A 13,346-nucleotide genomic window follows, 5' to 3' on the forward strand; every position below is an offset into this window, starting at 1 on the left:
ATGGTATAAAAAATCAAATAGCATATGATCAAAAAACGAAACGATCGGCAGGTTCTTATCCTGCACTCTAATTAAATTATCTTGAATTAAAATATCTTGAATTCAAGATAATAATAAAAGATAAATACTCAAATGTCAACAGTTCATTTTTAAATTCAGCGCAATTTTGTTTATGTACTATTTAGCCCTGCTCCAACTTTTTTTCTGTCACCTTATTTATTAGTAAACAGGAAACAACCTTGCTATAGACCCACTCGAAACTGAATTGATATGATAAGCAAAGTGATTACACAAGAAAGGATACGGAGAGCGAATCAAAAGCGCTCCTATTTTTTTGTGCAGTTTTATAGGAGGAAAAAATGACAAGTGAAAGAGAACAAATAAGCAAAAAAGTTGCTTTGATTGCATTGATAGCCAATCTGATCTTAATGGCAGGAAAGATCTTTTTTGGACTGATAGGCGATAGTGAAGCAGTTTTTGCCGACGGTATACATTCTGCAGCGGATGTCGTGGCTTCAATTGCTGTCCTGGCCGTCATCGGTATTTCTAATAAGCCGCCCGATCAAGACCATCCTTTCGGGCATGGCAAAGCTGAGGTCATCAGCGAAGCGATTGTAGGAATCATATTAGTGCTCGTTTCCGTGTATATTCTGATAGAAGCGATTTCGTCCTTTGTTGAAGGTCCAAGCATCCCGCAATACAGCGCATTGTTTGCGGCTCTGATATCCTACGTGGCTAAGCAGATCTTATATCGTTATTCGATCAAACAAGGGGAAAAATGGAACAGTAAAGCGATTATAGCGATTGCATACGATCATAAAGGCGATATCGTTGCCTCTCTTGCCGCTTTTATCGGCGTCCTATTGGCGATTATCGGGAACACACGCGGATGGTCCTATCTGTTGTACGCCGATGCAATTGCCAGTGTCATCGTGGCGTACCTCATTTTTAAGATTTCAATGGAATTAATCAGGCCGTCTGTTGACGTTCTCATGGAAAAAAGTGTTGATCCCGAACTGATAGAGGAATATAAAGCGGTTATTTTGCATTGCCCTCAAGTCAAACGGCTCGATAAAATCCGAGCGAGAGAACACGGCCATTATAAATTGCTTGATGTCCGGTTATCTTTGGATCATGATTTGACGATTAAGCAGGGACACGATATAGCCCGGGAAATCCGAAATGAAATCAAAAGACACTTTTCAGATGTTGAAGAAGTGCTCATCCATGTGAATCCTTATTTTGAAGAATGAAAAAGCAGCTTGTAGAGAAAACGATGTTTTTCTACAAGCTTTTTTGTTTTGTGCTGTTTCTTTACATATTCGTTTGATTTCACTGATCCATATGCTTTCTGATAAAATGCAGCAGCGTGTTTCCTTGAGCGGTCAATATGACGCCCTTCGCGCCGCACTTCGGACAGGGCGTCCCTTCTTTCTCCTCGCCGGTTCCTTCACAATGCGGACACGTGAGCTCAAGATCGTCGGTTGCGATCACCATGAATATCCCTCCTTTTTTGATTGTCTGTCCGTCTCCAGTCACTTTCCATGGCCATCACCTCCTTAACAACGCAAAAAAACCCCGTCCATCAAAGGACGAGGTTTTCGCGGTGCCACCTTTATTAACGGCTGAAAAGCCATTCTCTCAAAAAGTACAGAAACTCAGGGTTTCAATACTCCTTTCTTGATAACGGGGAAAGAATCCCGGCACCGCCTACTGTCATTTCAGCGCAGCAATTCAGAAGCCCATTCGGCACCGGACGGGGATCGGTTCACAGCGGCCACCGACTCTCTGAACCCCGCGCGCTGATGCGTACTTACTCTTCCTCAGCATTGTTCATCCGTTCTATGATTTTAAAATGTATCATACGCTGTCATCCGGCGGAAGTCAATAACCTTTCGGATCGGACAGGCCGAGCATGTCCCGCGCCATTTGCATATGCTCCTCTTGCCCCGTCTGAAGCGCGAACTTCGCCGTTTCCACAGGGTAAGCGGCCTGCCATTCTGTCACATGCTCCTGCATTTTCGGCCAGACGCGCCCGCCCTCAGCTTCGTAGCTCTTCATCAGCCGTTTTGTTTCTTTTTCTCCTAATATCACTTGATAAAGGACAAAATCCTTGGCCGGATCGGCAACCTTTGCCTCCGTCCAATCGAGGAGACCCGTCACACGCTGATTTTCGCCGATCAAAATATGCGGAGGATGCAAGTCGCCATGGATCAGCGCGGAAAAATCAGGCCAGTACGAGCTGTCATTTATCCACGTTTGCCATCTTTTCCAAAGCGGCTCTGAGACCCCGATTTCTTTTTTTATATGATCCATTGATTCCGCCGCCCTTTGCCTGACGTCATCCGGTTTTATAATTTCAATTCCGGATCTGGAGGCTGCAGCCGGGTCTGCCCCGTGCAGCCCGGCTAATGCCGCGGCAAGCGAGCCGACAAAACCGTCTGAAGGCGGCTCGTGCTCCATATTCCAGACATACTGTTTCTTATCCAGATCAATTGCGGCAGCCGGTATTCCGTCCAGTTTCGGATAAGCGATCAGTTCCGGTGTATGAATCCGCCAATCGGGGACTGATACCGCGGCATGGCTGCGGAGAAACGCGAGAACATCGCTTTCTGCAGCCGCTCTTTCGATAACATCGGGACGGCGCGGCTTTCGGAGCACCCATGTCACGCCGCTGTCATCTTCAGCAAATACGACTTGGAAGTCCATACCCGTTTCATTTATGTCCGCCCCTTCATATTTTAACCGTAAGCCATTTTCCTTTGCGATGTTCAGAACGGATTCTATTTCCCTTTGTTTTGTCATTTCGTTTCCCCATTTCCCTTATTGACTGACACAGAGCTTCGCCTTTAGGCGGAGGAGAAAGAGATGTGTGAAGACGCCAAAAAGAGGGCGGCATAATCGCCGCCCCCTCACTATTACTGTCAGGTTCCTTATTCAGGCAGAGAATCCCGGTTTCCTCCGCGCTCAAGGCAGAGACTTTGACACTATTTCATTAGTGCGAAAACCGGAATTTGATCAGCCATCAGGATCCCTCCGTTCCTTCTTAGTTAACATTATTTTACACAAAAACCTTATATACGTAAACCCTATTTATCAGCTTACCGGCTGCCTCCGCTGACAAATTTTGATCCTTCGCGTAAATCTTTCGCCTCCAAAAAAAAGACGTGAATGAATTTTTTCATATTCACTTTAACCGGAGAAAGCGGCACGGTTTCCTTGGCCTGCATTTCTTTCATTCTCTTGCTGACAGCTGGGAAATCAAAGAATTTCGAGGCGTAATATTCAAATTTGGGGTTTGAAAAATCAGTTGTGCCCAATGAAGCGAAATGGTTTAACGAATGAATGATCGCTCTTCTGATCCGCTGTTCCGAGGCTTTGATTTCTCTGTTAACCTCGGCTTGTGCCGCCGCAGGTCCCAGCTTCCGAATGGCGGCGTTTGTAAACATCTGCTTTAAAGACGGGATGTTTCTTTCCGCCTGTTCATCCTCAAATAAATAGTGAAGGACGGCCATGAGGTCATGCGCCCCGCTTTCTCCCACGATGCCTAATTCCGACAAAAGAAATTTTCCTGTTTCTTTGATTGATTTCTCGTGCATCCCCCCCGGCCCGCTTTTTTTCGGTTCATTCCGCTGAATAAGACGGCTTAACGAATGTTGGATGTCGCCGATCGAGGTTTCCAGTTCAATCCGCTCTTTTACTTTTCGCAAAACGGTGACGATCTCGATTTTGTTGATCGGTTTATGGATAAAGTATTCGATGCCGAGAGAATAAGCTTCTCCCACCATTTCCTTTGCCTCCACCTGCGATATCATCACTGCTTTTCCGTTGTACGACCCCTGAAGATGCCGTATCGTCTCAATCCCGTCCCGGCCCGGCATCAGCAGATCAATTAATAAAATATCGACTTGTTTGAAATGGAGATAATGCCCTTCAATCTGGCTTCCGTCCTCTGCCTCACCGACGACTTCGCCTAAGTCCTCGTCCTCAATCATCTGTTTTAAAATGGAACGGATCGCCCGGTCATCATCAGCTATAAAAAAACGCATATTATGAGTTCATCCTTTCTGCAATCAAATGCTTCACCGGCAGCTTAATCGTAAATATGACGCCTTTTGGCTTGTTATGAAAGGAAATGTCTCCGTCAAGTTCGGTTACGATTTCCTTCACGTATGAAAGCCCGATGCCCGTTGAAGGTGTGCCGAATTCATCGTATTTGGACGTAAATCCGGGATCATAGATTACCTCTCCGATTTTTTCCGGGATGCCGGGACCGTCATCTTCCGCCTCAAATTCGGCCATCTCCCCCTCAGCCCTGCGCAGCGCGAGGCGGATCTCACCCCTGTCACCCATGGCTTCGACGGCATTGGCGGTCAGGTTATTTAAGATCGACAGGACGGTAAAGACGTGATAATCGGGGTGTTCTCCTTCAATCACGCTTTTGAATTGAATGTCTTTGCCTAAAGATTCGGCGTATTTTTCATTGATGCGGATAACGAGGCCGACCAGATCGGCGGCCTTCATGTAATCCCGGAATCTCTCATTTGAAATCAGCTTCGACAGGCCGGCGAATATTCGCTGATTGTCTTTTTTCACTTCATGAATTTCTCCCGCAAGGCGCAGCATTCGGCTCCCGAGCTCCCGGTCGTTCCCGCTCATTTCCCGATACAGCTGATAGGATTCTTTCGTCACATGCTCCGTCGTTTTTAACGTTTTTTTCAAATGAATCGTTTCTTCATATAAGTTAGATACAATCATCAGCATGTGCTCATGCTGCTTTCTCGTTTGTTTTTCCCTGACCTGAGATTCGTGCAGCTTCATCACGTTGAAAAAACTCAGCACAATAAATGTGTGAGAAACAGCGATAACCGCGATATCCGCCAGCTTGTCCGGCATCATAATCTGCTTGCCGCCGGAAAACTGAACCGTCATTTCAACGGCATCGGACGCCATTTCAATGAGAAAACCGAGAAACCCGATCATGAGCGGCCGATCCCAAAAAAGCCTGACCTTCAGCACATAAAACAAACAGGCATATGTAAAGTAAAAAAAGAAACTGGGATATTGGCTGAAAAAAGCCGCCGTAAATCCGGCATGCTCTCCCCCCCAGCACGCCAGGCCGATCCGGAATCCCACAACGGCTGCACCTGTCAACAGCCCTGACAATACCGCCGGCACATGCCGAAGCAGCAGAAGAAAAAAGAAAAAAGCCGGGGCGCCGAAGCTGATCCGATATACCTCATTCAGGGGGTAAAATTTCAGTTCCCCCGCCAGCGGCACGGTGATCAGCATAAGAGCGAAAAGATAGCCGTCTTTTTTCAGTAAATAGTCGAGCCTGATCATAATCACTTCCTTCTTCTGTCTATTTTGAACAAGACCGATACAGTCCGCAAATTTCTTTAGACCCGAATGGCCGGACACTCCGGCTGATTTATAAATCTATCGGCTTATTTTAAGAATGATTTTGTCGTATTTTGTATGATTCTGTAGATGTCATTATACATTAACATGGAACACGCTATTTTTGAAAACGTTTTCCAAGACCGGTTTCCGCTTCGGACAGGCTTGCAATAGAGGAGGAATGTTATGAAAGATATGGTCAGAGAGCGCCTTGAAAAAGAGGAACTGGCTTCACTTTTACAAGATTGGGTCGAGCATTACCGACCGTTTTCCGTCAATGGAAAAAGCGCAAATTATATACCCGCCCTCGGAGAAATCAACGACTCTCAGCTGGGCATTTGCATATTAGAGCCGGATGGCTCAATGATTCATGCCGGCGAATGGAATGTCCCGTTCACATTGCAGAGCATCTCAAAAGTCATCAGCTTTATTGCCGCCTGCATGTCCAGAGGCATTTCTTACGTGCTGGATCGTGTGGACGTGGAACCGACGGGTGATGCGTTTAATTCTATCATCCGGCTTGAAATCCATAAACCCGGGAAGCCCTTCAACCCGATGATCAATGCCGGCGCCATTACCGTCGCCTCGCTGCTTCCGGGTGAAACGGCGCATGATAAATTAGAATATCTCTTTTCCGTTTTTGAAAAATTAATAGGGAAACGGCCTCACATTCACGAGGAGGTCTTCCGTTCTGAATGGCAGACCGCGCATCGGAACCGAGCGCTCGCCTATTATTTAAAAGAAACGAACTTTCTCGAGGCGGATGTGGAAGAAACGCTTGAAGTGTATTTAAAGCAGTGTGCCATGGAGAGTACAACCGAGGACATCGCTTTAATCGGATTGATACTTGCCCATGATGGCTACCATCCGATCCGACGGGAACAGGTCATTCCGAAAGATGTCGCGAAACTCGCCAAAGCCCTGATGCTGACGTGCGGGATGTACAATGCGTCAGGCAAATATGCGGCTTTCGTCGGCGTCCCGGCCAAAAGCGGGGTATCCGGCGGCATCATGGCATTGGTTCCCCCAAGCGCCAGAAGAGAGCAGCCTTTTCATAACGGCTGCGGCATCGGCATTTACGGTCCGGCCATTGATGAATACGGCAACAGCCTGACCGGCGGCATGCTGCTGAAACATATCGCACAGGAGTGGGAGCTCAGTATTTTTTAATCAAACGAACCAAGAGGTGATTGGATGCAGGAATTCCTTGAAAATGTAATCGGCTCGGCAAATGATTTTTTATGGTCAAAACTGTTAATCGTACTGCTTCTTTCTCTGGGACTGTTTTTTACGTTCAGATCAAAGGGTCTGCAAGTCCGCATGCTGAAGGAAATGATCCGGGTTTTGAAGGAAGGCGCGGCCGCCCGGACAAAAAACAGCATTTCCCCGTTTCAGGCATTTTGCATCAGTATGGCGGCGCGTGTCGGAACAGGGAATATTACCGGAATCGCCATTGCGATCGCACTCGGCGGTCCGGGCGCTATTTTCTGGATGTGGATTATCGCAGTCATCGGTTCGGCTTCAAGCTTTGTTGAAAGCACGCTGGCCCAAATTTATAAAGTAAAAGATCAAAACGGATTCCGCGGCGGACCTGCCTATTACATGGAAAAAGGCCTGAAGAAACGCTGGATGGGCGCGCTGTTCGCCGTATTAATCACACTGTCATTCGGGGTTGTTTTTAATTCCGTTCAATCCAATACGATCAGCGTCGCCTTTCAAAACGCATTCGGCACCAGCCGGCTTACATTGGGCATTATTTTAATCTTGGTTTTCGGCGGCGTAATCTTCGGCGGCGTCAAACGAATTGCGAAAATGGCGGAATACATCGTAGTCGTCTTGGCCGTTTTATATATCGGTGTCGCTTTCTTTGTCATTCTGACGAATATCACCCAATTGCCCGGCGTTCTGTCGCTAATCGTAAAAAATGCGTTCGGCATTGATCAGGCAGCGGGCGGCGCTTTAGGTGCGGCCTTGATGCAAGGTGTAAGACGCGGGATTTTCTCAAATGAAGCGGGTATGGGAAGCGCTCCGAACGCGGCGGCGACAGCTACGACGAGCCACCCGGTGAAACAGGGGCTCATTCAGGCATTCGGCGTCCTGACGGATACGCTCGTCATTTGTACAAGCACGGCGCTTATCATTTTATTTTCAGACGCTTATCACCAGCCGGGACTGAGCGGCATCGCGCTTTCTCAGGCTGCCTTGAGCGATCATGTCGGCGCGTGGGCGTCAGGTTTCCTTGCCGTCTTAATGCTTTTGTTCGGCTTCAGCGCTCTGATGGGCAACTATTATTACGGAGAAACCAATATCGGATTTTTAAGCCAGAACAAAAAATGGCTGTTCATTTACCGTATCTGCGTGCTCGGAATGGTACTGTTCGGCTGTATTTCCAAAGTCCAGCTTGTGTGGGATATGGCTGACTTGTTCATGGGTTTAATGGTGGTCGTGAACTTAATCGCGATTTTCCTTCTGTCGAAAAAAGCGTTTGCCGCTTTGAGCGATTATGCCCGGCAAAAGAAAGCCGGAAAGGACCCCGTCTTTTACAGAGATGTGCTCCCTGATGATGACGGGATCGAATGCTGGGAGTATTCAGATATCGCGAAAAGCGCGAAAGGCAAAAACATTTCCTAAACAAAAGGTGTTCGGGCAGCGTCCTGAACACCTTTTTTCCGCCGGTTCATTGACAAAGAGAATAGCGTCCATTACCCTTTTTATATATTTTCAGTAAAGTCAGAAAGGAAGGCCTATGAATCCCATTACACAAATATTAAATGAATACCCGGTTATGATCATAGACGGCGCGATGGCAACCGAGCTTGAGCGGATGGGCTGTGATTTACATGACGATCTGTGGTCGGCCAAAATTCTTTTGGAGAGACCCGAACTGATCAAACAGGTGCATGCAGAATATTTTGCCGCCGGCGCTGATTGCGCGATCACCGCCAGTTATCAATCGACAATTGAAGGATTTGCAGCGCGCGGCATCCCGGAAACCGATGCGATACGTCTCATTCAGACATCTGTTGAACTTGCCGCACAAGCACGCGATGAATTTTGGGCTCATGAAGAAAACCGTTTACACCGGCCCAAACCTTTGGTCGCCGCTTCTATCGGACCTTACGGCGCGAGCCTCGCTGACGGCTCTGAATATCGCGGGCATTACGGACTGACGGAAGATGAGCTGATCAGCTTTCACCGCCCCCGGATGAAAGCCCTCATAGAATCCGGCGCCGATCTTTTGGCCTGTGAGACCATTCCGTGCCTGTCAGAAGCAAAAGCGATCACAAGGCTGCTGGAGGAATTCCCCGGCACTTATGCATGGATCAGCTTCAGCGCTAAAGACGGACGGCATATCAGCGAAGGCACGCCTATTTCCGAATGCGCGGCCCTGCTTGACTCCTGCAGCCAAATCGCAGCGATCGGCATCAACTGCACACCGATCGAACATATTCCGCCGCTGATAGAAGAAATCAAACGGGCAGCATCCAAACCGATTATCGCCTATCCGAACTCCGGTGAACAATATGACCCGGTGACAAAAACCTGGAAAGGCGCAGCGTGCGAAAACCATTTCGGAAAAAGCGCGCAAAGCTGGTACGAAAACGGCGTGAGCCTGATCGGAGGCTGCTGCCGGACGAAACCCGCGGACATCCAAGCCATTGCCGATTGGGCCAAAACCTTAAAAACAACTTGACTAATCGGAATAGTTTGTATATTCTATTCAAAAAGCCGGTTCGCCGGAATCTCGTGCCGTTCGCCGGCATGAGATTTTTTATTAGAACGGCCCTCGCAGAAAGTTGGAAAACAATGAACAACAAGAACGAGACGAATTTTCAGAGAAGTATGAAAAGCAGACACCTCTTTATGCTATCACTCGGAGGTGTGATCGGAACGGGGCTGTTTTTAAGCTCTGGGTATACCATTCATCAGGCGGGTCCGGCGGGCACCATTTTCGCTTACCTTTTGGGCGCGGGCATCGTCTATCTTGTCATGCTTTGCCTCGGTGAACTGTCAGTGGCCATGCCGGTGACGGGCGCATTCCACACCTATGCGAAGACCTATATCGGGCCCGCGACGGGCTTTACGGTCGCATGGCTGTACTGGCTGACGTGGGCGGTGGCGCTGGGCTCTGAATTCACGGCGGCCGGGCTCTTCATGCAGCGCTGGTTCCCGCATACTTCAGTTTGGATGTGGAGTGCGGTATTCGCTCTTTTCATCTTTTTATTAAACGCCTTCTCCGTGAAATTTTTTGCTGAATCGGAGTTTTGGTTCTCAAGCATTAAAGTCTTAGCCATCTTACTGTTTATTTTATTGGGCGGAGCGGCGATGTTCGGCCTCGTCCCGATGAAAAGCGGTGAGGCCGCACCTATGCTGTCGAACTTTACGGATGGCGGCAGCCTTTTTCCAAATGGCTTTTTCCCGATACTGATGACGATGCTTTCAGTAAACTTCGCCTTTTCAGGGACGGAATTGATCGGAATCGCCGCCGGGGAAAGCGCCGATCCGGAAAAAACCGTTCCGCGCGCCATTAAGACCACAGTCTGGCGGCTGGCGCTTTTCTTTATCGGAACGATTTTTGTGCTGTCAGGGATGATCTCCATCAAGGAAGCCGGTGTGATTGAAAGCCCGTTTGTCACGGTATTTGACAGAGTCGGCGTGCCTTATGCGGCCGATCTGATGAATTTCGTCATTTTAACGGCGCTTCTGTCCGCGGCCAATTCAGGGCTGTACGCGTCATCACGTATGCTGTGGTCCCTGTCTAAAGAAGGGGAGCTTCATCCCGCCTTTGCCAGGCTGACCTCTAAAGGCATTCCTTTTAACGCTCTGATCTTCAGTATGATCGGCGGCATTCTGTCATTGTTGTCAAGCGTATTTGCAGCGGATACAGTCTATCTTGTTCTCGTCTCTGTCTCAGGATTTGCGGTAGTGGCTGTGTGGATGAGCATCGCCGCCTCGCAATTTTTGTTCAGAAGACGGTTTCTTAAAGAAGGGCACCAGCTTTCAGACTTGAAATACAGGACGCCGGGATATCCGGCCGTACCGATAGCGGCCTTTCTCCTATGCCTCGCCTCCTGTATCGGCATCGCTTTTGATCCGAACCAGGCCATCGCCCTTTATTGCGGAATTGCCTTTATGGCCGTTTGCTACACCGCTTATTACTTGAAAAACCGGAAAAGCAGAGCCCGCGTGCAAGCCGTAAAATCCCAATAACCAAAAAAAGAACCCTGCGGCGCAAGGGTTCTTTTTTCATTTATACTTCAACCACCCATCTGAACGAATCCCGCACCTTCCCGACTTGGATGCCGGCAATCGTTTCATAGAGCTTTTCTGACACTTCACCGATCAAACCGTTATTCAGCTCAATCGTTTCTCCGTGAATGTGCAGCGCGCCGACCGGCGAGATGACGGCCGCGGTTCCCGTACCGAATACTTCTGACACCTCGCCTCTCATTGCAGCCTCATAGATGTCATCAATGGCGACCTGTTCTTCCCTGACACGGATGCCCCAGCTTTTTAACAGCTCTATCACAGATGCGCGTGTGATGCCCCCGAGAATGCTTCCGTTTAACGCCGGCGTTACGGCCTCTCCGTTTATGATGAAAAAGATATTCATACTCCCTACCTCTTCGGCATATTTCTTTTCCACCCCGTCGAGCCAAAGCACCTGATCGTACCCCAGTTCTTCGGCTTTCCGCTGAGCCTGTAAGCTGGCCGCATAATTTCCGGACGTTTTGACGTCGCCCACTCCGCCGGTGACGGCACGCACATACTCATCCTCCACATAAATGCGGATCGGTTTCAGCTGATCGCCGTAATACGAACCGACCGGCGTCAGAACAACCATGAACTTGTAACGCTTTGAAGGCCGGACACCTAAAGAAGGCTCAGTCGCAATCACAAACGGACGGATATATAAAGAGGTTCCTTTTTCTATCGGTATCCATTCCTGCTCCAGCTCAACCAATTGTATCAATGCTTCCAGCGCCAGCTTCTCGTCAAGAGGCGGCATGCTCATCCGCCGTAACGATTTATTCAGCCGTTTTATATTTTGGTCAGGACGGAACATCAACACCCGTCCGTCTTCTGACCTGTATGCCTTCAGCCCTTCAAATACGGCCTGCCCGTAATGGAAAACCGATGCGGAAGGATCCAGATGGACCGGTTCATAAGGTGTGATTCTCGGATCATGCCACCCTCTCTCCTCTTCGTAATCCATGACAAACATGTAATCTGTGAAGTACTTGCCAAATCCCAATGAAGCGGAATCCGGTTTTTCTTTTCTAGCTGTGACCTTACGTCTTTCAATCAGTTGATTCAACAAAAGCACACCTTTCTTCTAATTGTTTAAATTTTCAGTCTTTTCTGAGCTGCATGTTTTTTCTGTCCCGAATCTTGTATGCACAGATATATGAGAATGCAGTTGACCATATCATATCAAATATACCACTTATAAGAGGATAATTATCAAAATTTTTAATATTTTCAGCAGAAATCTTTCTTTATTTTTATGCTCCTTCTTTTTTTCCAATGCGGACTTTCTGTCATATTCAATGATTGCGCTTACATAATGTAAAGCAATCCTTCCTTTCGCACAGTCAATAATGTGACAAATTTATGGCGGAGAGGAAGGTGGTTGCCGCCTGCTTCACGAATTACGTAAGAAATGCGCAAGTAAAAGGGGGATTCGCTTGAAAAAATTTATCGCATTCCAGATTTTGATCGCTTTAGCCATCGGAGCATTGATCGGCCATTTCTTCCCGGATTTCGGGATGGCGCTGCGGCCCGTCGGAGACGGATTTATCCGCCTGATTAAAATGATTGTCGTGCCGATCGTGTTTTCGACCATTGTTATCGGAGCCGCCGGCAGCGGCAGTATGAAAAAAATGGGCAGTCTCGGCATCAAAACGATTATTTGGTTTGAAGTGATTACGACGCTCGTTCTGGCGCTCGGTCTGTTATTGGCAAACGTGCTGAAGCCGGGAGTCGGACTTAACCTCTCTCATCTTGCTAAAAAAGACATTCACGAGCTTTCCGGCTATACGGAAAAAGTAGTCGACCTGAAACAAATGCTTCTTGATATTATCCCCGTTAACATCATTGACGTTATGGCGAAAAATGATCTACTCGCCGTCATTTTTTTCGCGATCCTATTCGGTGTTGCCGCAGCCGGCATCGGCAAAGCCTCCGCACCTGTCATGAATTTCTTTGAATCCACGGCAAATATTATGTTCAAGCTGACGCAGATGGTGATGGTCACCGCTCCGATCGGCGTTCTCGCCCTGATGGCCGCCTCCGTCGGGCAATTCGGAATCGCGCTTTTGCTCCCGATGCTGAAGCTGATCGGCACTGTGTTTCTCGGGCTGTTCCTGATACTTTTTGTTCTGTTTCCGATCGTGGGGCTTATCTTTAAAATCAAGTACTTTGAAGTGCTGAAAATGATTTGGGATCTGTTTTTGATTGCTTTTTCCACGACAAGCACAGAAACCATTCTGCCTCAGCTGATGGATCGGATGGAGAAATATGGCTGCCCGAAGCGGGTCGTCTCCTTTGTGGTTCCGTCAGGTTTATCGCTGAACTGTGACGGCTCCAGCCTCTATTTATCGGTGTCCTGTATTTTCCTGGCGCAGGCGTTTCATGTGGAGATGCCGCTTTCTCAGCAGCTTCTGATGATGCTTGTGCTCGTCATGACAAGCAAAGGCATTGCCGCCGTCCCGTCAGGCTCACTCGTCGTGCTTCTGGCGACAGCGAATGCGGTCGGTCTCCCCGCGGAAGGCGTCGCCATCATTGCCGGTGTCGACCGCGTCATGGACATGGCGCGAACCGGTGTCAACGTGCCCGGCCATGCGGTCGCCTGCATCGTCGTATCCAAATGGGAAAAAGCTTTCAAATATAAAGGACCTGTCACGGCAGACCAGACCGCACGGACAGAAAGTATGTAAACACAA

At 48.4% G+C, this 13,346-nt stretch carries 11 protein-coding genes and 1 other annotated feature; of the genes, 6 read left to right on the forward strand and 5 right to left on the reverse strand.

What is annotated here, in order from left to right:
* Positions 1-359 precede the first annotated feature (359 nt).
* Positions 360-1,253, forward strand: a complete 894-nt coding sequence (locus OWN49_RS17845) for a cation diffusion facilitator family transporter (RefSeq protein WP_058906537.1) — start codon at positions 360-362, stop codon at positions 1,251-1,253.
* 79 nt (positions 1,254-1,332) lie between these two features.
* On the opposite strand, the gene OWN49_RS17850 is transcribed toward OWN49_RS17845, so the two are convergent.
* The 4 genes from OWN49_RS17850 to OWN49_RS17865 all read right to left on the reverse strand — a co-directional run bounded on the left by OWN49_RS17850 (position 1,333) and on the right by OWN49_RS17865 (position 5,343).
* Positions 1,333-1,497: a tryptophan RNA-binding attenuator protein inhibitory protein gene (locus tag OWN49_RS17850; protein ID WP_015388747.1), complete on the reverse strand. Its 165-nt coding sequence runs from the start codon at positions 1,495-1,497 to the stop codon at positions 1,333-1,335.
* Between the two features lie 88 nt (positions 1,498-1,585).
* Positions 1,586-1,836, reverse strand: a binding site (T-box leader).
* A gap of 48 nt (positions 1,837-1,884) precedes the next feature.
* A complete protein-coding gene (locus OWN49_RS17855) occupies positions 1,885-2,805 on the reverse strand; it encodes a macrolide 2'-phosphotransferase (RefSeq protein WP_172614414.1) in 921 nt (306 codons plus the stop codon).
* 296 nt (positions 2,806-3,101) lie between these two features.
* Positions 3,102-4,049: a DNA-binding domain-containing protein gene (locus OWN49_RS17860; protein WP_069013085.1), complete on the reverse strand. Its 948-nt coding sequence runs from the start codon at positions 4,047-4,049 to the stop codon at positions 3,102-3,104.
* 1 nt (position 4,050) lies between these two features.
* Positions 4,051-5,343 carry a sensor histidine kinase gene (locus tag OWN49_RS17865; RefSeq protein WP_270908865.1) on the reverse strand — a complete coding sequence of 431 codons (1,293 nt, stop codon included), beginning with the start codon at positions 5,341-5,343 and terminating at the stop codon, positions 4,051-4,053.
* 243 nt (positions 5,344-5,586) lie between these two features.
* On the opposite strand from OWN49_RS17865, the gene OWN49_RS17870 reads away from it, so the two are divergent.
* The 4 genes from OWN49_RS17870 (at position 5,587) to OWN49_RS17885 (ending at position 10,611) form a co-directional block, all read left to right on the forward strand.
* A complete protein-coding gene (locus tag OWN49_RS17870; RefSeq protein ID WP_176283096.1) occupies positions 5,587-6,570 on the forward strand; it encodes a glutaminase in 984 nt (327 codons plus the stop codon).
* Positions 6,571-6,594: 24 nt separating this feature from the next.
* A complete protein-coding gene (locus OWN49_RS17875) occupies positions 6,595-8,031 on the forward strand; it encodes an alanine/glycine:cation symporter family protein (RefSeq protein WP_014304265.1) in 1,437 nt (478 codons plus the stop codon).
* 115 nt (positions 8,032-8,146) lie between these two features.
* Complete coding sequence (gene mmuM, locus OWN49_RS17880) at positions 8,147-9,094, forward strand: homocysteine S-methyltransferase (protein WP_053104613.1); 948 nt, start codon at positions 8,147-8,149, stop codon at positions 9,092-9,094.
* A 113-nt stretch (positions 9,095-9,207) separates the two neighbouring features.
* A complete protein-coding gene (locus OWN49_RS17885) occupies positions 9,208-10,611 on the forward strand; it encodes an amino acid permease (protein ID WP_161985653.1) in 1,404 nt (467 codons plus the stop codon).
* Between the two features lie 40 nt (positions 10,612-10,651).
* Here OWN49_RS17885 and OWN49_RS17890 read toward each other — a convergent pair whose 3' ends face one another.
* Positions 10,652-11,719, reverse strand: coding sequence for a branched-chain amino acid aminotransferase (locus tag OWN49_RS17890; protein ID WP_025853807.1), 1,068 nt, complete (start codon positions 11,717-11,719; stop codon positions 10,652-10,654).
* Positions 11,720-12,089: 370 nt separating this feature from the next.
* On the opposite strand from OWN49_RS17890, the gene gltP reads away from it, so the two are divergent.
* Entirely contained in the window at positions 12,090-13,340 is a 1,251-nt protein-coding gene (gene gltP / locus OWN49_RS17895) for a glutamate-aspartate/proton symporter GltP (protein ID WP_024084845.1), read from the forward strand.
* The last annotated feature ends 6 nt before the right edge of the window (positions 13,341-13,346 follow it).

Source organism: Bacillus sp. NEAU-242-2, from assembly GCF_027853835.1.
Lineage (GTDB): Bacteria > Bacillota > Bacilli > Bacillales > Bacillaceae > Bacillus > Bacillus velezensis.

Bases quoted from the DNA above. Each gene is read 5' to 3' on its own strand.
- OWN49_RS17845 (WP_058906537.1), top strand. From the start codon at position 360: ATGACAAGTGAAAGAGAACAAATAAGCAAAAAAGTTGCTTTGATTGCA.
- OWN49_RS17850 (WP_015388747.1), bottom strand. From the start codon at position 1,497: ATGGTGATCGCAACCGACGATCTTGAGCTCACGTGTCCGCATTGTGAA.
- OWN49_RS17855 (WP_172614414.1), bottom strand. From the start codon at position 2,805: ATGACAAAACAAAGGGAAATAGAATCCGTTCTGAACATCGCAAAGGAA.
- OWN49_RS17860 (WP_069013085.1), bottom strand. From the start codon at position 4,049: ATGCGTTTTTTTATAGCTGATGATGACCGGGCGATCCGTTCCATTTTA.
- OWN49_RS17865 (WP_270908865.1), bottom strand. From the start codon at position 5,343: ATGATCAGGCTCGACTATTTACTGAAAAAAGACGGCTATCTTTTCGCT.
- OWN49_RS17870 (WP_176283096.1), top strand. From the start codon at position 5,587: ATGAAAGATATGGTCAGAGAGCGCCTTGAAAAAGAGGAACTGGCTTCA.
- OWN49_RS17875 (WP_014304265.1), top strand. From the start codon at position 6,595: ATGCAGGAATTCCTTGAAAATGTAATCGGCTCGGCAAATGATTTTTTA.
- mmuM (WP_053104613.1), top strand. From the start codon at position 8,147: ATGAATCCCATTACACAAATATTAAATGAATACCCGGTTATGATCATA.
- OWN49_RS17885 (WP_161985653.1), top strand. From the start codon at position 9,208: ATGAACAACAAGAACGAGACGAATTTTCAGAGAAGTATGAAAAGCAGA.